The following is an 18,983-nucleotide window of genomic DNA, read 5'->3' as shown; positions in this document are numbered from 1 at the left end:
CTCGCGCCGGCGGTCGCCGTGCTGTTCGCCGCGATGGTCGCTGTTGCCGCCGCCGTATTTGAGCCGCCTCGACGGAGGACGCCCGGTCGCCTGTGTCGAACGGGGCGCAGTTGCATTCCTGGCCACGCTCACGGTGTGTGTGGCGACGCTGTCGCTTATGGTTACGGCGCTGTAGATCCGCCGATGTCACGCACGTCTGGCGTTGATGGTCTGAACTGGCCCCGGTCTTCCGGCTTGAGTCGGCCCCGCTTGGGGGCGTACGCAAGGGTTCAGGGGGTGTTCCGGTGTGAGTTGGCCCCACAGGGTGTGGGGACCTGAGACGCTCGGGTTGGGTCGCCGTGAGGGGGCGATGCATGGTGGCGTCCTCGAAGGAAGAGCTGTTCCTGGCGATTCGGCGGGACTCGTGGCGCGAGGGCTTGTCGGTTCGTGCGTTGGCGCGCAAGTACCGGGTGCATCGCCGCCTGGTGCGTGAGGCGCTGTCGTCGGCGGTGCCCGCGCCGCGTCGCACGCCGCGTCGGCGCCCGCTCAAGCTGGAGCCGTTCAAGAAGACGATCGACCAGTGGCTCCAGGACGATTTGGACGCCCCACCCAAGCAACGGCACACCGTGACGCGGATCCTGGCGCGGCTGCGGCAGGAGGCCGGTGCGGACGTCGCCTATTCGACGGTGTGGGACTACGTGAGCCGGCGCCGCCGGGAAATCGCCGAGGCCGCGAGGGCGGCGCCGACCGCAGGGTTCGTGATCCGCCACAAACCAGCCCGGGATGGACGCGGAGGTCGACTTCGGCGAGGTGTGGGTGGACCTGGCTGGAAGCCGCACCAAGTGCTACCTGTTCGCGTTCCGGCCGGCCTATTCCGGCAAGGCCGTGCACCGCATCACGGCGTCCTGCGGGCAGGAGGCGTTCTTCGACGGCCACGTGCACGCGTTCCGCACGCTGGGCGGTGTCCCGGCCGGCCAGACCCGCTACGACAACCTCTCCCCGGCGGTCTCCCGGGTGATGCACAAGAGCCGGTCACGTGAGGAGCATCCGCGCTGGGCCGACTTTCGGCGGCACTACTCGATCAGCCCCTTCTACTGCGAGCCCGGACTCCGCGGCGCGCACGAGAAGGGCGGGGCGGAGGGGGAGATCGGCTATTGGCGCCGCAACTTCCTGACCCCAATCCCGCGCATCGACAGCCTCGATGCGCTCAACGCCGCGTTCGCGGAGTTCGAGCGGGCCGAGGAAAGGCCCTGGTCCAGGTCCTACTGCTGCACCGGCACCTGCAGCACCGCGACGTGGCCGAGCATTACGCGGCGCGCGCCGCGGCCACCCAGTTGACCAAGGTCACACTGCCGTCCGGCCGCACCCACGCCGAGGTCGCCTACGACGCCCGCACCGACCGCGTCACGCAGGTCACCGACGTCAACGGCGGCGCGTGGAAGTTGTCCCAGCCCACCTACACGGCATCCTCCGCCGCCTACGCGAGCGCCGTCACCCACGCCGGTCGCCTACTACCGCCTCGGCGAGCAGAACGGCACCACCGCGCGCAACACCTCGGGCAACGCCGGACCCGGCACCTACCACGAGGTTATCCCCGGCCGCGCCGGTGCGTGCGTTTGCGGGTGGCGACGACACGGCGGCCGAGTTCAACGGCACCACCTCCTGGGTCGAATTGCCGCAGAACCTGCTGCGGACGATGCCCCGGCTCTCCCTCGAGCTGTGGTTCAAGACGGACAAGCCCGGAGTGATCCTCGGACACCAGTCCAACACGATCGACGACCCCGCAGGGGTCGGCGGAAACTACACGCCCGCGCTCTACGTCGACACCAACGGCAAACTCCGCGGGAAGTTCCTCCAGGCCGACGCCCCCTGGCAGCCACCGATCGCCTCCACCACGTCGGTCACCGACAGCCGCTGGCACCACGCGGTGCTCACCGCCGACGGAACAGTACAGGCGCTCTACCTGGACGGCACCAAGACGGGCACCGTCAACGGAGCGGTCAATCACGAAAGTTCGAGCCGCGTATACCTGGGCGCCGGATTTGCCACCGGCCGGCCGGAAGCCCCCGGCACCGCCAGCCGCTTCGACGGCTCGATCGACGAAGTGGCGGTCTACGACCGCGCGATCGACGCGAGCGCGGTGACCGAACACTTCGCGGTGCGAAGCGCGGCGGTCCCGAACAGCGCCCCCGCGTACCGGGCGGCGGTTACGTCCTCGGGCCCGTGGTCGTACTACCGACTCAACGAGACCTCCGGAGCCCGCGTCGACTCCCAGCAGGGCACCCGCGGCACCAACGGCGCCGGACGCGCCCACGACACGACCGGCTACCCCGTGGGCACCACGGAGGACGAGGGCTCCGCGGACTTCAACGGCACCACGTCCTACATCGAACTGCCGCAGGGCCTGATCCACGGCTCCTCCCAGGCCACCATCGAGTTGTCCTTCCGCACGTCGACGCCGGGCGTGTTGTTCGCCGGGATCGGCGAGCCCCAAACGACCTACACACCCGCCCTGTACGTCGACACCGACGGGAAACTCCGCAGCAAGTTCTTCACGACCAGCGGAACCGCCCTTCCACAGATCGTCACCGAGGCATCGGTGACGGACGATTACTGGCATCACGTCGTACTGACCACCGACGGCCTCGTCCACACCCTCTACCTCGACGGGGTGGCGGCCGGCACGATCAGCGGCGCGGTCTTCCACGAGAAGAGCCTGCGCAACTTCATCGGCGCCGGAACCACGGCCGGATACGAGAAGGCGCCGCCGGGCGACGGACACTTCTACGGGCAGATCGACGAAGTTGCCGTCTACCGCAAGAGCCTGGACGCGACCACCGCCGCCGCACACGCGAGCGCGGCCCAGGACCTGGCGGCGGACTACCGCAGGACGATCCTCGCTTCCGGCCCGACCGGATACTGGCCCCTCACGCTCACCGACAGCGCCACCGCGCCGATCGACCTCGTGCCCGGACCCGCCACCGACGCCGCCGGTGCCTGGAACGTCCGACAGGGCGTCGTGGGCGCCTTCGACCCCGGCGGCGACCGAGCGGCGGGCTTCGACGGCACCGCATCGAACATCCGCCTGCCCAAGGACCAACTGACGGGCGTCCCACAATTCACCGTGGAAATGTGGTTCCAAGCCGAGGGCCCGGGCGTGCTGATGGGCTACTCCACCCAGGAACTCCCGTACACGAACCCCGACACCCCGGCCACACTCATGCTCTACGTCGGCACCGACGGCCAACTGCGCGGCGAGGTCTGGAACGGCACCCCCGCGCCGATCACCTCACCGGAATCGGTCCTCGACGGCCGCTGGCACCACCTCGCCCTCAGCGTCGACACCCCGGGCAAGACACTGGTCCACACCGTCTACGGAGTCCCGACCGCGATCAACGCCGCCACAGCCGCCTACTTCGTCTTCGACCGCGTCTTCGAAGACCTCCTGCCGCCGGACGACTTCCTGCGGCTGCGCGTCTACCAGCGGTGCGTACGAGCACTGCGGGCAGCGCACGGCGGCCAGGCGGTCGACATCGCCGGGCACACCGCGGCCATGGACGTGGCCGTCGCCGCGCACGACGCGAGCGCACTGCCGGGGATCGAGGCGGCCCACCGGTTCGAGACCGGCGTGCCGGCCCGCTGCTCCTGGGGTACTCCGACGCCCGCACGGGGCACATTCCGGGAGTTGCGGAAACCACCGTGCGGTCGCACGTACGGTGGGCGAAACGGACCTCGGCCCGGGAGTTGGGGCTGGAGGACCCGGAGGTCGAGGGAGAGTGAACGTGCGCGGGAAGGGCGTGGAACGGACGATCGAGGACGTCCTGGCGACGGCCCGTGTCCTGGTCTGCGAGTACGAGGACCTCGACCTGGACGACGACCGCGCCGCCGGCCCGCCCTCCCGAGCCGCCGGGCCGGGCCTGCCCCGGCACGAACGCGCCGCCCGCCAATCGCGGTCACCGACGTCCTGGTGCTCACCTCGCCCAAGGCCGCGGCCCGCCTCGGCCGCCTGGTCAACGACCACCGGCTGATCGACCCCCGCGGCGTGCTCGTGTTCGCCTGCCTGTTGCAGGTGTCCGGCCGGGACGAGGGGGCGATGTTCTGGTGGCGGTTCGCCGCCGGCGCGGGCAGCCACCATGCCGCGTGGTGCCTGTACCTCAAACACCGCAGCCGCGGCGAGGCCCGCGACGCCGACTACTGGCTCGACCAGGCCCGGGTGCTGTCCGCCCTCACCCGGGCCACCCCACCACCCCCTTTCACACCCACCGAGGACGACCGCCCGCTCCTGCCCGCCGACGCCCGCGAGACCATCCGGGCCCAGTGCGAACGCGGCGACCGTCCCCGACTGCCCCACCACCTGGAGACGGTGATGCGCCGGCTGCGCGTCGAGGGCGATGACGACTATCCGGGCGTCCCCCAGCCCTGCCGCGGTCTGCCCGACGCACTCACCGCCGCGTCCTGCTGACCTCGGGCGGTCGGGACCGGGCGGTTCGCCGGAGTCACAGTGCGCCTTCCCGCCGTGAGGCGACTCTTTCCGGGTGCAAACGCCTATACCGGGGTTATCTTGACGATCTTCGGGACCGCATTCGCGCCGGGGGGAACCGTGATCCAGATCCGTCCGACCCGAACGTTCCGGGCCTGTCCCGCGACCTGGGTCGACGCATTCACCGTGAACTCCAGGATCTCGCCGCCGTCGTCGAGGGCCGCCCTCCTGACCGACGTGGGGTGGATGTCGACTTCGCGTGCGGCCCCGTCGAGCTGCATTTCGATGATCACTTGCTGGTGGAGGTAGGGGACCCTGCCTGGCTCCATGAACGCACGCTCGGAGTCGTAGGGCGTGTGCCAGAAGCCGTAGTCGGGTTGGGTCATCGCCTTCGCCTCTCACTCCGCGTCGGATGTGGTGTCCGGACGTCGAGACTTTTCGTGGGTTCAGCATCGCAGCGCGTGAGCTTGGAGCCGGTCCTTTCGGCTCTTTTGGCCGCCGCGCGGGATCCGGGTTCGGTGGCATGGTGTCGGCGCGGGCTTCCCCCCACCCACATTCGAGGACGGCGCCGTTCACGTGTCTCGTCGTGCTTCGGCGGCACCTGGATCGCGTCGGGATCGGGATGCCCGGCCGGGCAACGCGGCGACCCGCGCCGGTAGCGAAAGCGTCACCCACCGGCCAGACGCCGGGTGGCGCCCGCCCGGTCCCCGCGGCACCGTCCCGGTCGTCAGGGCGCGCGACGAAGGAGGACGCGCGACTCCTCGCGTTGTCGGTCTTCGTCGGTGGGGACGCCGCGTTCGATGAAGGCGGTGGGACGGGATGCCGAGTCCGCCGGGTGCGAAAGATGCGGGGTCGGCGCGGCGGTGTGTCTATCGGTCGAGGGCGTGGTGGGTGTGGCCGAGGGCGGTGAGTGTCCGGGCCTGTTGGGCGCGGTCGCCGAATGCGCGATACAGGTCGAGGGCCTGTTCGAGGAGCGGTTCCGCGCCGGTGTGGTCGCCCAGGTACTGATGGGTGCATCCCAGGGCCAGAAGGGTGTCGGCGCGGCTGTGGTCGTCGTCGAGTTCGGTGAACAGTTCGAGTGCCTGTCGTTGCAGCGACGTGGCTTGGGAGTGGTCGCCGAGCGCGTTTCGGATGTGGCTCAGGTCGAGGAGGGCGACGGCGCGGCCGCGGTGGCTGCCCGCTTCCTCCCACAATCGGTGGGCCTCGCGGTGCAGGGGTTTGGCTTCGGTGTGGTTCCCGAGGGCCCGGAGTGCCCGGCCTTGGCCGGTGAGGGCGTTGGCCTGGCCGTAGCGGTCGCCGACGTCCCGGTACAACCCGAGGGCTTCGGCATGTAGGGGTTCGGCGCCCGCGGGGTCGTCGAGGTCGCGTCGGGCGTCGCCCAGGGCGTCGAGGCCGCGGGCCCGGGCGTGGCGGTCGTGGAGGTCGCGGTAGAGCTCGAGGGCCTGGGCGTGGAGGGCCTCGGCGCCTTCGAGGTCGCCCCGTTTTCCCAGGGCGCTGCCCAGGTTCAGCGTGGCCTCGGCCTGCTGCTGTCGACGCTCGAGCGTGCGGTTGCACTCCCGGCTTTCGCGCAGGACCGGTTCGGCGTCCGCGTGATCGCCCGCGAGCAGGAGCGCGATGCCCAGTCCCAGAAGCGCGTCGGCTCGCCCCGGGCGATCGTCGAGGTGCTCGTGGAGTTCGAGTGCCTGTCGATGCGTGTGTGCGGCGCCGAGGTAGTCGTGTCGCCAGCGTCGTGCCCAGCCGAGTCGCACCAGAGCGCCGGCGTGCGCCGTGTGCCGGCCGGCGTCGCGGTACAACGTGATCGTCCGCAAGCGCAGTTCCTCCTCCTCGGCGCCTCGACCGTGCGTGCGCTTGATGTCGGCCAACGCGTCCAGCGCGGTGGCCTGACCGTCGGCGTCGCCGAGTTCGCGGTACAGCTCCAACGCCCGCAGGTGCGTCCGCTCCGCCCGGCCGGGTTCCGGGGCGCGTGATGTCGGTGTCCCCGGCGACGGTTCGGGAGTGGCCGGGGGAGGCGTTTCCGCGTCCGGCGGTGGTTCGCCTCCGTGGTTCGGGTCCGGTGTGCGCGCCGTGGTCGGTGGATCGGCGAGGCGGGGGACCGGCGTCGGCACGGGGTTCGGGGTGCGGGCGTCGCGTTCGGTGTCCCACAGGGCGTGGAAGCGCAGGGCTACGGCGTCGGGGTCCGGGCGGTGGACCGAGTTCTTCGCGAGATGGCGCACGGTGGATTCCAGGCGCCGCCAGTCGGGGACGGCCCGCCCGTGCAGGAGGTGGTTGAGCGTCTCGTGCGCGATCGTCGCGTCCAGGGACTGATCCCTGGTGATGGCGTCGGCCATCGCGCGCGTGCCGGGTCGTCCGGCGTCGCGGTACAACGCGTGCACCGCCTCCACCAGGTCCCGCCGCGGTCCGGCCGGCAACGCGTTCTCGTCGGGCATCGCGATCGCCATCCGGGCGCCCCCTCGTGTGCCAACTCCCGCCAGGTTGCGCCAATTCTGGCGCGTCGGCCCGGATTCCCGCAGGCGGTTCGGTGATCGATCGCGCACGACTTGCTGTCGTACGCGCACGACCTTCGACCGGCGCCGTGCGATCTGGAGACCTGCCCACGCCCGGCCCCGCGACGGTGGACACACGGCGCCGAGACCACACCCGACCCGACTCCCGAAGGGGCACCGCGATGCATCACGACGACACGAACGACCGAGCCTCCGTCCCCGGTTCCGGGCGGGCCCGCACACGCTGGACGCGGACACTGGGCGCCGCGGTCGCGGCGGGCCTGGCCCGCGCACTGGGCGAATGGGTCCTGCGCACCCTGACCCGGGACTGACCCCCGTGCCTCCCGGTTGCCGCTGCGGCGGCACCGGGAAACCCGTGGTCGTCGCGGAATCGACGTGGGCGCGTCGTCGTTCGATTCGGCGGACGGTCCGTCGACCCCGAGACCCCCGACGACCTCACCCCCGCCGAACACGCACGCCTGGCCGACTGCATCGCGGGCTTCGAACTGCTCTCCACCGCCCACTGGATCGCCGGCAAATCCCTCGACACCATCGCCCGCGGCAAACCGTTCCGACAACCTCACCCCGCAACGCCGGTCCGGCCGCGAGCACATCCAGGAGCCGGGGCAACGGCACTCCGGCGAACCGGGGCCCCTGACCAGGCACGACACGGCCGGCCCGGCTCGGGTACGTTTCACCCTCGAACCCACCGCCGACCGCACCCCGTACCCCACCCCTGCGGCTACCGGTCGGCGCCCCGGCGCAGGATCTCGGCGGAGTTCGTCCGGATCGTTGCGTCGGGTCCGTGTTCGCGCAGCGCGTCGAAGCGGCAGATGTTGACGATCAACGCCCCGTCGCGCACTGCCGGCACCTTCAGCGCGGCGCGCATCACGCGGTTGCTGCGTCGGTCGAGTTCGGCTCGACCGGCGCCGGCGAGGACGACCAGGAGGGAGGGGCACCGCGGCCCGGGGTACGTGGCCTGCCATGCGGGCCGGGTCGATCCCTGGAGCCGTTTGGGTCCGAGGTGCACGCGGTGGGTGGCGTACCGGCCGTAGGCGGCGACCTTCCGCGCCAGGCGCCACGCCTGCATCGACGCCCGATCGACCTCCACCCACCAGCCACCGGTGCTCCAGCGTCAGCACCGCGTCGGTGGTGACCCGCCCGCCCTCGATCGGGTGCGCCACCTCCACCGCCCAGTCCGTGATCTCGCCCCACCCGTGCCGGGCGAACTCGATCGCGGTCGCCGTCACGGTGAGCGCGCGCGGCCAACCCGTTGCGCAGCGCCGCCTCGCCGGTAGCCGCGCGCCGTCGCTCGGGCGCCCCGGCCTCGATCAGGGCGCGCCGGCCCGCCTCGGTCGGGTGCCACACCCACGTCCGCCCGACGCCAGATCCGGCGTCAACGCGAGATGCAACTGCGCGGTGTCCGCCACGCGGACCGCGCCCGGCATCGACAGCACCCGTGCCCGCAACGGATCGTCCTCGAACTCGAACACCACGGTGCGATCCTCCAGCCGCGCGGGCCCCTCCCGCGCCCGGCCGGCATCGTGCACTCTCCCCCCTTGCGGTCCAGCACGGCGAAGTCCTCGGCGCCCACAGCGGCGAACGTGCGGCGTGAGCGTTTCCGCCCACGCCGCAAGGTGCTTCTCGGTCGCAGCGATGAGGCCGGCCCGCAGGGCGTCGTCGCCGACCCGATGCGAGGAGCCGTCCACGTTCGTGCGCTCGGACGGGCCGTCACGTGGCAGAGCTGGTAACACTCGGGCGGATGCCGTGGAGATCACGTTGGTGAGTGTCACCCAGGACATCGCAGACCACGAGCCTGATGTCAACCACGGACAGCCGCTCCCGGCCTTTGGCATTCAATGCGAGAAGCTCCATGCCGTCACGCCAGTTGCTCGACATCGGTATCGCCGCACCGGCCCCGACATGCAGGAGGAAGAAATCCCGATCCCGCTCGAGCCCGAGCGCCTCGAAGAAGTCGACAACGACATTGAAATGAACCCACCCCGGCGGCTCCGCGACCCGACCCGCGTACGCCTCGGCCGCCCGCAGCCGATACGACACCGAACACACCACCGCTCGCCCGCCCCCCGCGTTCCGTACCATCACCGTCCGGCGCGAATCCACCACCTGATGACTATCACCCCTGAACCCGGACCAACTCAAAACCGGACGCAACGTATGCGACAACTGAACCCGGGTCACCACAATCCCACCCAACAACGTCACCAGCGTGGCACACGAAGACACGTCCAACACCGTGAACCGCCACGGCCACTCCCCCCGAACCCCACGATCCAGATTCGCCTTCACCACCTCCCACGCCAGATCCACCACCACGAACACCAACACCACCGCCGGAAGCCGCAACGTCACACCACTCACGGAAACCCGCCGCTGCGCCCAGGGATCCATGGCGGGTCCGGTACCGGTCGACATCCATCCCCCAGGTGTCCGCGGGCGTCGTGTTCCCGGACGCCTCGCCCCATCAGACAGCACCCGATCACCGGCCGGAAGGGGTATCTCGGCCCATTCGGCCCATGTGGTTTCCCCGAGGCCGAACTTCGCCGGCGTGCGCACACGCCGCTGGACCCGAGCCACCCGGTCCACCGCTGCGCCCGCTCCCGTTGGGCCCGCCGGGCCGGCCGACTGGACCACGCCCGCCCAACCCGAGGCCGGCCCCGACACCGATCCTGCGCGTCCGCGCGCCGACCCCGTCCGAGCGCCCCCGCATGTCAGTCGGCCGGGCGGGTGCCGCCGGTGGTGTCCAACAGGAGTGCGGTCAGTGCCTCGGCGACGGTGGCGAGTGCGGGCAGGAGCGCGGTCCGCCCGGCCGGGTCGTCCGCTGTGCCGAGCACCAGGCAGTGCGCGGCGGCCAGTTGCGCGGCGGCGACGGTCAGGTGTGCGTGCGCCTGGTCGACGTCGATCAGGATGTACGAGTACGAGGGTTCCCGCGCTGCGGCGACCGAGCGCGCCGTAGTCCTGGTCGAACGCGCGCTCGCGGGTGAGCGGTGGCCGGCCCGGCAGCCCCGAACGGGGGGCGATTTTGAAACCGGCGACCCGGGCGGCGGGTTGCCTACCGTGTTGCCGTACGTGTTGCCCACCGTATTGCCGTACGTATTGCCATACGTGTTGCCTACGCATCCGGCCGCACACGACCGTTCCCCCTGGTCGTGACCCCCGAACACCCGCCGCCGTGCGCGGACTTCCTCCCCGGGCCACCCCTGGACGGGGTGGCCCGGGGAAGAAGTCCGCCCCGCCCGGCGCTGCGGCTGCGCCCGACCCGGCCAGTGCCGCATCGGGCAACGTTCGCCCTGTGTTCGATGTGAGATACGGTCCACAGCCATGGGTGAATTGGTGTTGATCAGGCACGGCGAGACTGCATGGAGCCGGACCGGCAGGCATGCCGGCCGTACCGACCTGCCGCTGACCGAGGCGGGGGAGCACGCGGCGCGTGCGCTTGCGCCTCGGCTGGCCGAACGAGGGTTCGCCGCCGTCTACAGCAGCCCGCTGACTCGTGCCGTGCGGACCGCCGAACTGGCGGGGCTGAGCGGCGCGGAGCCCGACACGGACCTGATCGAGTGGGACTACGGTCGCTACGAGGGGCTGACCGCCGAGCAGATCCAGGAGCTCAAGCCTGGCTGGGAGCTGTGGCGCGACGGCGTCGACGCCGGCGAGGGTCTCGGGCAGGTGACGGTGCGGGTCGACGCCTTCCTCGGCCGGGTCCGGCCGCTGCTGGACAAGGGCGACGTGGCCGTCGTTGCGCACGGCCACCTGTCACGCATCCTCGCCGCGCGCTGGCTCGGGCTCGACGCGTCGGCCGCGCGGCAGTTCGGGCACCCGCATCCGGGGACGATCAACACGCTGGGTTACGAGCACGAGCTGCCGGTCGTGCTCGCGTGGAACGTGCCGTAATGGCGACTGTCGATATCCAGTCCAAGGTGTAACTACTGCCGTTTCAGGCGACGTTCGCCCGAGCGACCACCCGCCGCAATCGGGCGCACGCCGACCGCCGACCCGGCCCGACCGAGGTCGATCACCCCGGTCCACTCACCGACCGGCCGTGGTTCGTACCGTGTCGTCGCGTCGGTCTTGGGCGAGGGGGCCGTGTGCGGGCGGGATGTGAGGGTGACTCGCGTCGTTTCGATCCCGGGGGAAGGCGTCGATGCCCACCGGCCGGCATGAGGAGTTGCGTGCGGCGATCACGCGGGCGCGTGCCGCGTTGGCCGAGTACCCGGACGCGGAGACCGCCGCGGCGCCGGCGGCTTTGATCGCCGCGGCGGAGCCGTTCGCGAACTTCTCCCAGGCGGTGGCGCCCCCGCCCCGACGCGTGGACGCGCTCGCTCCGGACACCGCGTCGAACACCGTCCGCCCGCTCACCCGCCGCAAGACCGAACCCTAGACACCACGACCGCGGCGCCCTCGCGCGCACCGTCGGCCCCGCGTGGCCGCCCCGGCCCCCCGGGGGCCCGGGGCCCGGCAGGTGGGGCGTTGTGAAGGCGGCCCCGGCAGGACGCGGCGGAACACAAAGAAAGGGGCGCCGACCGCACAGCGGTCGACGCCCTTCCCCGATGCCGGATTCCGCGGGGCACACCCGCACAGCACGCCACAAGGCGAATGTGTGGACCCCACGACCGGGCACCCGACCACCCTGGCACCGAACCCGCCCCGGCACCCCGAAGTTCACCCGAACGAGACCCGACCCGGCCGACCGATTACCCGTCGTCTGCCCCGTAGCCTGGGGCGTCGTCCTTGGAAACGACGGGCCAGGAACCGGCGTTCGGGCCGGTCGGGGGCCGATGTGCACCCTCGAACATGCGCAGGCTGTATATGGGGTCCATCGTGAGTAACCCCAACCCACCCACGTCCGGCCCGGCCGCCCCCGGCTCACGTCCAGCGCATGCCCAACGTGTCCATCTCGGCGATGCGTTCGGCCGCCGGCTTCGCCCGCCTGCTCTTGGTCGTGGTCACCCACACCCCCGACCTGACGTCCTCCGGCCACCCGTCGAACGCGGTCACCGACTCCACGTGGGCGCGCGGGACTTCCAGGTGCCCCACCCGGGCCCGGTAGGCCGCCGCGGCTGGCGCGATCGCCCACGCCTGCTCGCGCGTGCGCTTGGGCCGAGGCCCCTCCGGCACTGGCACCGGCACCGTCGCAGCCTCGGCCTCGGCCTCGGCCGCCGCGTCGACCGTCGCGGTGGGATCCCGGACGGGTAACGGGCGACGAACGCGAGCGGTGCGGTGTCCCGGGTCGGGACACCGCACCGCTCGCCCGTGACTACTTCACTTCGAGCAGCCAGCCGACGGGCGCGTTGTCCACGAAGTCGTTGGCGGCCTTCTTCTCCCGGCCGATGCTGATCTTCTGAGCGCCGGCCGGGAGTTGCTGGGCGACCCGTCCGTTCGCCGCGACCACGTCGATGTGCTTGACCCAGACCCACGTCGAGCCGTCGTGGACGGCCACCCGCAGCCTGACATCGGCCCAGTCCGAGCCGAAACTGATCCAGGAGTCGCCCCACACGCCGGTCTGGTTGGCCGCCGGCGTGGCGAGGAGGACGACGTGCTTGTAGTGGAAGAGATTGCCGTCCTCGTTGTACGCGAACCCGTGCGGGACCTCGCCGAGTTGGAAAGCAGCCGTAGTCATCTCATCTCCTTCGCCGCGACGACCAAGACACAACCAACCGTAGGGATGCATATATCGCATCGGCTGATCTTCACCGGCAAACCACTCGTACGAACGGGGCGGGAGCGCGCGCGCAGGGCCCGCACCTCGCCGGCACCACGTCGGCGCGCCCCATGCGCCGCACAATCCGCCCACACGACGGCGACGCGGCGTGAAACGTCGCCGTCGTGTCGCCACGCCGGTCCGCCATCGATCCCTCCCCGGGAAAGTAGGGGCTGTCCAGCGGAATCGGGCGGCCCCCGGATCGGCCGGGACCACCACGAGCGGCATGTCACGACGTCGTACGTTGACCCACGCTTTTGTCCCACGCTTTGGCCGGGCGTCGTCGTCCCCACCCCGCCGATCCGGTCGCTCCGCGAGGTCCGGGTCGACGGCGACCGGATCTGCCGGGGCATCGGGGGGCTCGCGAACCGGCCGGAACCGGTCGAGCTCCCCGAGGACTTCTACCTGCGGGAGCTCCCAAAGACTCCCGTCGACGACCTCGACGCCGCAGCCCAACTCTTCGTCGACCACGGACTTTCGTTCGATCCCTCCTGTCGTGACCTGAGCCTGAGCAGCCCCGCCCGAGAGGAAAACGCCCGGATCAACGCCATCCCCGACCCGGACGCGACGACGACGGCCGCTTCCGGCTGGGCGTCCACCGCGACCCGGCCGCCTCCACCCGGGAACCGCCCGGGAAGCGATCACGACCTGGCTCGCCTGCCAACGCGAGGGCGGTCTCGAACAACTCGTGGAACCCCGGGTCGACGACGCCGAACTCGCCGCGGCACGCGCACACAACCCCACCCGGGACCCACCGTGGCCGGCCTCCCTCGACGAGCTGATGGCTCGCCGGCACGTCCAAGCGGCGCTCGCCGCGGCGCGCAACGGCTACGGCACCGCCCGGGTGGACCTGCGCGACGCGATCCCGGTGCACGCGATCGACGGGGTGTTGAGGATGTACGAGTACGAGGGATCCCGCGCCGCGGCGACGGAGCGTGCCGTGGCCCTGGTCGAACGCGCGCTCGCGGGTGAACGATGGCCGGCCCGGCCGCCTCGAACGGGGAGCGATTCTTGAAACCGGCGGCCCCGGACCGGGGTTGCCTACCGTGTTGCCGTACCTGTTGCCCACCGTGTTGCGTTTCGTATTGCCCACCGTGTTGCTCACCGTGTTGCCTGCGCGTCCGATCCCACGGGACCGTTTCCCCTGGTCACACCCCCCGAACAGCGGGGGACGGGTGCGGACTTCTTCCCTGGGCGACCCCTCGGCCGGGTCGTCCCGCTCGAACACCGCCCACACCCGGCGCCCCGGTACCACCGACCCGAGCACCCTCCGAGCACCCGGGCCCGATGGCCGATGCGGAACAGCCCCGATCCGCCCGGCTGGCGGTTCGGGTCGTCTCCGCGCGCGCGGCGCGCACCGCCCGCACCAGTTAGTCCCGGCTCGCCGGCCGGGGCAACATCTCGTGGTCGTCCGGGCCGGCCACGATCCGCCACCGGGCGATCCGGTTGCCGCAGTCGATGCCGAGAGGTGGGCGATCTGCGGTAGTTGTTCCGGGGTGTGTTCGGCGCGGGAGAGCACGCCCCGCCAAACACACCCTGTTCCCTGCCCGATGCCCGGGGGTCCGGCTACGGCCGGGTCACCTCGGTGGCTCGGATGTTGCGCAGTGCGCCGTCGCCGGCGTCGTACTGGGACTTGTAGAGCACCTGTACGCGGAAGGTGAGGGGTTCACCGGGTTCGATGGTGTGTCCCGAGTCGGGGGAGGTGAGGATCACCGGTCCTTCGGTGCCGTCCCTGGTCACGGTGAACCAGTACTGCTGGGTCGGGTTGATCCGGCCGACACCGGGCGGGATGTCGAAGAGGACCTCCCATCGCAGTACCCGGTCCTGGTTCGCGACGAGGGTGAGGTCGTAGGGGATCACCCATCCCTTCGCGTCCTCGGGATAGGTCTGTCCGAATCCCGGGAGTTGCTCGTACTCGATGCCGACCCGGGGCGGTTCGACGTCGGTGTGGACCGAGTCGGAGTATTGCTCGGCGGTGTTGGCGCGGGTCGGCGAGGTGATCCGGCTCGAGGTCGTGAGCCGGCCCCGGAAGTCCGCCGCGATGGTGCCGGTCAGGCCGATCGTCGCCTTGCCGCCCACGGGCAGATCGATCGGCAGCCGCAGGCCGTCGCGCACCGACCCGGTCCCGCAGAACGCGCCGTTCTCCCCGCGCGCGGACAATTCCACGTCGGTCAACTCCGGCGGGAACTCGGCCTCCACGACGGCGTCCGGCGCGTGGTTGGGACCCAGATTCTGCACGCCGATGTCGTAGGCGATCCGCTCGCCCGACTTGGCGGCCGACGGGCCGCTCATCTCCAACGGCATGTTCACCGGCAGCGCCACGACGAGATTCCGGATCCGGTGCGCCGCGATGGCGCCGCCGGTGCCCGCCGCGAAGCCCAGCTTGAACGTGTCGGGCACCGGCACCTGGTGGGGGGCGCCGGCGAGGTCGAAGTCGCCGATCACCAGGGTGCCGTTCGGATTCGCCCGATCCGCCACCCGCACGGTCAGCCGGCCGGCGATCACGGACACCTGCACGTGGGCACCCTTGTCCCACCCGCCGCGGAAGCCGCCCTCCACCTGTTCACCGACGAGCCAGTGGAACCCCTCCTTCAGATTGCCGGAGCCGCGGACGCCGACGGTGTTCGGCTGCCGGCCCGGGCCGTCGGGACCGGCCGCCGGAGCGGAGAAGTTGCCGAAGTTGTCGAATCCGATGCCCACATAACCGGCGGTGACCCCGTCGGCAACGATGCTCGAACCCGATTTCGTGGTCGAGTAGCCGAGCGCGCCGCCCCGACCCCCGGGGGCGGTGGTGTGCGCGCCGTCGATCAGGTAGACGCTGAAGCCGTCCCCGAAACCGTTCCCGCCGCCGCCCTCGCACGAGTAGTCGAAGTCGATGGTGACGCCGAGCGTCGAGGAGAAGGGCTGGTCGAGAAACGCCGTGCCGGCCTTGGCCTGCGCGTTGGGCGTCAGTTCCAGACTCCCGTCGAGCGTCGCGCTGCCCAGCAGTTGCCAATGAGGATTGGTCGGGATGTCCTCGGTGAACGATTCGACGATCGGGAACTGCGCGTGTGGGGTCGTTGTCTCCGCGGACGGTTGTTGCGTCATGGGTCTCCTCCCAAGCCGGATGCACCGAGGAACCGAGGGTGACGAATAGTGAACGTTCCGTATACGTGAACAGTCCGAGGCTACGGGTGTAGACGTTCCTTGGGAACTGCGAGATCCGGCCAGTCGGCGAAGACGGGAAGCCGGAAAAACGAGACAGGGGCGACCCAAGCCGGCTACAGAGAGCTGCTCACCACTTCGTCGTAGCCATACGAGCGCACCACCGACGCCCACCCGCGATGTGCCCGGCCGGCCTCGGGGGAGGGGCCGACCCGGCGCGGCCGACCCGGCGACGAGGAGACACCGAACCACCACACCGGACCCAACGACCACCGCCACCCGAGGTGACGCGGCATGCCGAGCACCCCCGGACCGTTCACCCGTCGCCTGGGGCGTCGCCTGCCCCGTCGCCTGGGGCGTCGTCCTTGGAAACGACGGGGCCCACGCGGGTGTTCGGGCCGGTCGGGGGCCGATGTGCACCCTCGAAAATGCGCAGGCTGTATACGGGGTTCATCGTGAGCAACCCCCATCCACCCCGGGCCGGCCCGGCCGCCCCCACTCACGGCCGGCGCATCCCCAACGCGTCCGACTCCGCGATCCGCTCGGCCGCCGGCTTCGCCCGCCTGCTCCCGGTCGTGGTCACCCACACCACCAGCCGGACATCCTCCGGCCACCCGTCGAACGCCACCACCGACTCCACATGGGCGCGCGGCACCTCCACATGCCCCACCCGGGCCCGGTACGCCGCCGCCGCGCCCCGCCGCGATCGCCCACGCCTGCTCGCGCGTCCGCTTCGGCCGAGGCCCCTCCGGCACCGCCACCGCCCCCGGCCTCGGCCGCCGCCGCGTCGACCAGCGCGGGCGGAGTCCACCCGAGCGCCACCAGATGCTCGCGCTGCGGCTCGTTCGGCCCGTCCAGCCCGGACCGCTGCCGAGCCACACCGACCGATCGACGTCCCTCGGTACGCCGGCACGGTCCGGGACATCGGGACCCCACGAACGGCCGGCGCCGTCGGTGCTCGTCTTGGAACCGGCTCGACCCCGGTAGTGGTGCCCCTGTGCATCCGCGTGTCAGGAGACGTGTGACGAACTGCCGGTCGCGAGGGTGATCGCCGTGGGGCGGGCTGCAAGGGTGTGGGGCGATGCGGCGCGTCGGGGATTTCCCACCGACCCGTGGGCGGGTGATGTGCGGTCCCGGGTGGGGACGGGGGGTTCAGGTGGTCCAGGTGAAGGTGAATCGGTTGCCGTCGGTGCGGTGGTGGGTCAGGCCGTGGGGGAGTTGGCTCTTGTCGGGGTCGATGTCGACGGCGCCGGTGGCGGGGTCGTGGGTGAAGTAGGCGGAGCCGGTGGCGAGGTCCTGTCCGGTGGAGACGCGGCGGACGACGAGGTGGGTGGCCTCGGTGTCGCGGGTGTCCACGACCGAGCAGCCCCCGCCGGAGAGGAGTTCCTGGTGGTCGGTGCCGACCTTGAACGTCAGGGCGTGGGTGTCCTGGGGGTCGCCGGTGGTGACGAAGGACGCGCAGATCTGCCGGGGCCGCAACGGCCCGCAGTCGTCGTCGGCGTCGGCGATCACGGCGAGGCCGACGTGGGTGCCGACGGCCGCGGTGTGGACGGTGCGGCCGGCGGTGGCGGCCAGGATCCCGGAGATCTGGTGTCGGCCGTCGTCGCCGGCGGCCAGCAGGACGCCGTCGCGGGTGCGGGCGGTGGTGACGCCGAGGCCGCCGGCCAGGGTGGCGATTGCGCGGCCGGCGGCGGCCTCGATGATCCCGGCGACCTGTTCGGAGTGGTGCCCGGTCGCGGTGAGCGTGCCGTCGCCGTTCAGGGCGAGGGCGAAGAACCCGCCCAGCGAGACGGCCGTGACGCCTCGACCGGTGCCCGCCTCGACAAGGTCCGTCAGGTATCGCTGACGCGGATCGGAGACCAGCACGACGCCGTCGTCGGTCACCGCCACACTCTCGTTGATGCCCGCGGCGACGTACACGACCCTCCTGCCCTCGGCGGCGGCCCGCAGCCCGGAGATCTGCCCCGAGCCGTCGTTGCCCGCGCCGAGGACGTCGCCGTCCTCGGTCACGGCCAGGCAGAACCCGCTGCCGATCGCCACCGACGCGACCTTCCTGCCCTCGGCGGCGCGCATTACCTCCCCGGCGTACGTCGGGCCCGCGAGCAGGGTGCCGTCCTCGGTCACGGCCGCGCTCGCGCCGCCACCCGCGGCGACGGACCGGATCCTCCTGCCCTCGACCACGGCCACCAGGTCCGACGCCTCCTCGCCCGCCCCCACCAGCACGCCGCCCTCGGTGACCGCCAACGCGGACCAGGTCGCGGTGGCCACCGCCGTGACCCGCGCGCCCGCGGCGGCCCGAAGGATCGGTGACACCACGGCGTCGTCACCGGCCGCCGCCAGACGCCCCGACGCCACCGTCCTCGAAGAACCCTCGACCAACGACATGAGACCGACACCTCTCGCCCGGGAAGGCCATACCCGACGGTGACACCGTCAGGACACACCGTATCGATCCGGGGGCGCGGTCGTCCGGGACCCCGAAACCCTCCCGAACACGACACCGCGCGAAACGCGCGCCGACGACAGGGCACCAACCGATCCCATCGCCACCGCACCCCGAGACGCCGCCCCGGCCCGGATCGATTACCCGTCGCGCTTGGAAACGACAGGGCCCACGGCTGTGTTCGGGCCGGTCGGGGGCCGATGTGCGCCCCCGCGAATGCGCGGCCCGTATATGGGGTTCATCGTGAGCAACCCCCGTCCACCCCGCCCGACCCGGCCCGGCCACCCCGCCTCACGGCCGGCGCATGCCCAACGCGTCGAGTGCCGCGATGCGTTCGGCGGACAACTCGGCCCGCCGTGACCGGGTGGTGGTCACCCACACCCCCAACCTGACGTCCTGCGGCCACCCGCCGAACGCTGTCACCGACTCCACGTCCGCGCGCGGCACCTCCAAATGCCCCACCCGGGCGCGGTACGCCGCCGCCGCGCCCCGCCGCGATCGCCCGCGCCTGCTCGCGCGCGTTTCGGCCGAGGCCCCTCCGACACCGCCACCACCGCCCCGGCCCCGGCCGTCGCGGTGTCGACCGTCGCGGAACCGCCGCGTTGTGGCATCCGGATACGTTGATCGACGATGATCTCCCCTGGTGGCAGCAGCAGTTGCCGCTCGTGATGCTCGGTGGGACTCGCCCTGGGGCGAAGGTCTCGTGTCACGTGGATTCATCGGAGGGATGTTTTG

Annotated in this window: 18 protein-coding genes; 6 read left to right on the top strand and 12 right to left on the bottom strand. The window is 71.5% G+C overall.

Translation table 11 applies throughout. From position 1 onward, the window contains the following. The first annotated feature begins 762 nt into the window (after window positions 1–762). Entirely contained in the window at window positions 763–1,317 is a 555-nt protein-coding gene (locus ACFXKZ_RS14400; protein WP_380000122.1) for a hypothetical protein, read from the top strand. Window positions 1,318–1,585: 268 nt separating this feature from the next. After that, the gene (locus ACFXKZ_RS14395) at window positions 1,586–4,441 is read left to right on the top strand and encodes a LamG-like jellyroll fold domain-containing protein (protein ID WP_380000120.1); all 2,856 of its coding nucleotides are present in this window, start codon (window positions 1,586–1,588) and stop codon (window positions 4,439–4,441) included. Window positions 4,442–4,524: 83 nt separating this feature from the next. Here ACFXKZ_RS14395 and ACFXKZ_RS14390 read toward each other — a convergent pair whose 3' ends face one another. Further along, on the bottom strand, window positions 4,525–4,845 hold the full coding sequence (locus ACFXKZ_RS14390) for a hypothetical protein (RefSeq protein ID WP_380000118.1): 321 nt from the start codon (window positions 4,843–4,845) through the stop codon (window positions 4,525–4,527). A gap of 483 nt (window positions 4,846–5,328) precedes the next feature. Continuing rightward, window positions 5,329–6,897, bottom strand: a complete 1,569-nt coding sequence (locus tag ACFXKZ_RS14385; RefSeq protein ID WP_380000116.1) for a tetratricopeptide repeat protein — start codon at window positions 6,895–6,897, stop codon at window positions 5,329–5,331. A 227-nt stretch (window positions 6,898–7,124) separates the two neighbouring features. Here ACFXKZ_RS14385 and ACFXKZ_RS14380 point away from each other — a divergent pair, with 227 nt between their 5' ends. Beyond that, a complete protein-coding gene (locus ACFXKZ_RS14380; RefSeq protein WP_380000114.1) occupies window positions 7,125–7,274 on the top strand; it encodes a hypothetical protein in 150 nt (49 codons plus the stop codon). Window positions 7,275–7,684: 410 nt separating this feature from the next. Here the strand turns inward: ACFXKZ_RS14380 and ACFXKZ_RS14375 are convergent, their stop codons facing one another. The 4 genes from ACFXKZ_RS14375 to ACFXKZ_RS14360 all read right to left on the bottom strand — a co-directional run bounded on the left by ACFXKZ_RS14375 (window position 7,685) and on the right by ACFXKZ_RS14360 (window position 10,043). Further along, entirely contained in the window at window positions 7,685–8,053 is a 369-nt protein-coding gene (locus ACFXKZ_RS14375) for a hypothetical protein (protein ID WP_380000112.1), read from the bottom strand. Window positions 8,054–8,273: 220 nt separating this feature from the next. Beyond that, window positions 8,274–8,492, bottom strand: coding sequence for a hypothetical protein (locus ACFXKZ_RS14370; protein WP_380000110.1), 219 nt, complete (start codon window positions 8,490–8,492; stop codon window positions 8,274–8,276). A gap of 181 nt (window positions 8,493–8,673) precedes the next feature. Next, window positions 8,674–9,354 (bottom strand): hypothetical protein, encoded by a 681-nt coding sequence (locus ACFXKZ_RS14365; RefSeq protein WP_380000109.1) that lies wholly within the window; start codon window positions 9,352–9,354, stop codon window positions 8,674–8,676. A 320-nt stretch (window positions 9,355–9,674) separates the two neighbouring features. Further along, window positions 9,675–10,043 (bottom strand): hypothetical protein, encoded by a 369-nt coding sequence (locus tag ACFXKZ_RS14360; protein ID WP_380000108.1) that lies wholly within the window; start codon window positions 10,041–10,043, stop codon window positions 9,675–9,677. Between the two features lie 241 nt (window positions 10,044–10,284). Between ACFXKZ_RS14360 and ACFXKZ_RS14355 the strand changes: the two genes are divergently transcribed. Both ACFXKZ_RS14355 and ACFXKZ_RS14350 read left to right on the top strand, forming a co-directional pair. Continuing rightward, window positions 10,285–10,854 carry a histidine phosphatase family protein gene (locus tag ACFXKZ_RS14355; protein ID WP_380000106.1) on the top strand — a complete coding sequence of 190 codons (570 nt, stop codon included), beginning with the start codon at window positions 10,285–10,287 and terminating at the stop codon, window positions 10,852–10,854. 250 nt (window positions 10,855–11,104) lie between these two features. After that, window positions 11,105–11,341, top strand: a complete 237-nt coding sequence (locus ACFXKZ_RS14350; protein ID WP_380000104.1) for a hypothetical protein — start codon at window positions 11,105–11,107, stop codon at window positions 11,339–11,341. A 485-nt stretch (window positions 11,342–11,826) separates the two neighbouring features. Here the strand turns inward: ACFXKZ_RS14350 and ACFXKZ_RS14345 are convergent, their stop codons facing one another. Further along, window positions 11,827–12,090, bottom strand: a complete 264-nt coding sequence (locus ACFXKZ_RS14345; protein WP_380000102.1) for a Helicase associated domain protein — start codon at window positions 12,088–12,090, stop codon at window positions 11,827–11,829. A gap of 127 nt (window positions 12,091–12,217) precedes the next feature. After that, on the bottom strand, window positions 12,218–12,580 hold the full coding sequence (locus ACFXKZ_RS14340; RefSeq protein WP_380000100.1) for a hypothetical protein: 363 nt from the start codon (window positions 12,578–12,580) through the stop codon (window positions 12,218–12,220). Between the two features lie 769 nt (window positions 12,581–13,349). On the opposite strand from ACFXKZ_RS14340, the gene ACFXKZ_RS14335 reads away from it, so the two are divergent. Further along, complete coding sequence (locus ACFXKZ_RS14335; protein ID WP_380000098.1) at window positions 13,350–13,676, top strand: hypothetical protein; 327 nt, start codon at window positions 13,350–13,352, stop codon at window positions 13,674–13,676. Window positions 13,677–14,227: 551 nt separating this feature from the next. Here ACFXKZ_RS14335 and ACFXKZ_RS14330 read toward each other — a convergent pair. The 4 genes from ACFXKZ_RS14330 to ACFXKZ_RS14315 form a co-directional block, all read right to left on the bottom strand. Next, entirely contained in the window at window positions 14,228–15,748 is a 1,521-nt protein-coding gene (locus tag ACFXKZ_RS14330; protein WP_380000096.1) for a hypothetical protein, read from the bottom strand. 556 nt (window positions 15,749–16,304) lie between these two features. After that, a complete protein-coding gene (locus ACFXKZ_RS14325; protein WP_380000094.1) occupies window positions 16,305–16,475 on the bottom strand; it encodes a hypothetical protein in 171 nt (56 codons plus the stop codon). A gap of 482 nt (window positions 16,476–16,957) precedes the next feature. Further along, window positions 16,958–18,190, bottom strand: a complete 1,233-nt coding sequence (locus ACFXKZ_RS14320) for a hypothetical protein (protein WP_380000093.1) — start codon at window positions 18,188–18,190, stop codon at window positions 16,958–16,960. 349 nt (window positions 18,191–18,539) lie between these two features. Next, entirely contained in the window at window positions 18,540–18,968 is a 429-nt protein-coding gene (locus ACFXKZ_RS14315) for a helicase associated domain-containing protein (RefSeq protein ID WP_380000091.1), read from the bottom strand. Window positions 18,969–18,983: the final 15 nt, after the last annotated feature.

The organism is Embleya sp. NPDC059237 (assembly GCF_042754105.1).
Lineage (GTDB): Bacteria > Actinomycetota > Actinomycetes > Streptomycetales > Streptomycetaceae > Embleya.
The sequence above is the reverse complement of the archived record's forward strand: the minus strand, read 5'-3'. Positions and strand labels throughout refer to the sequence as shown.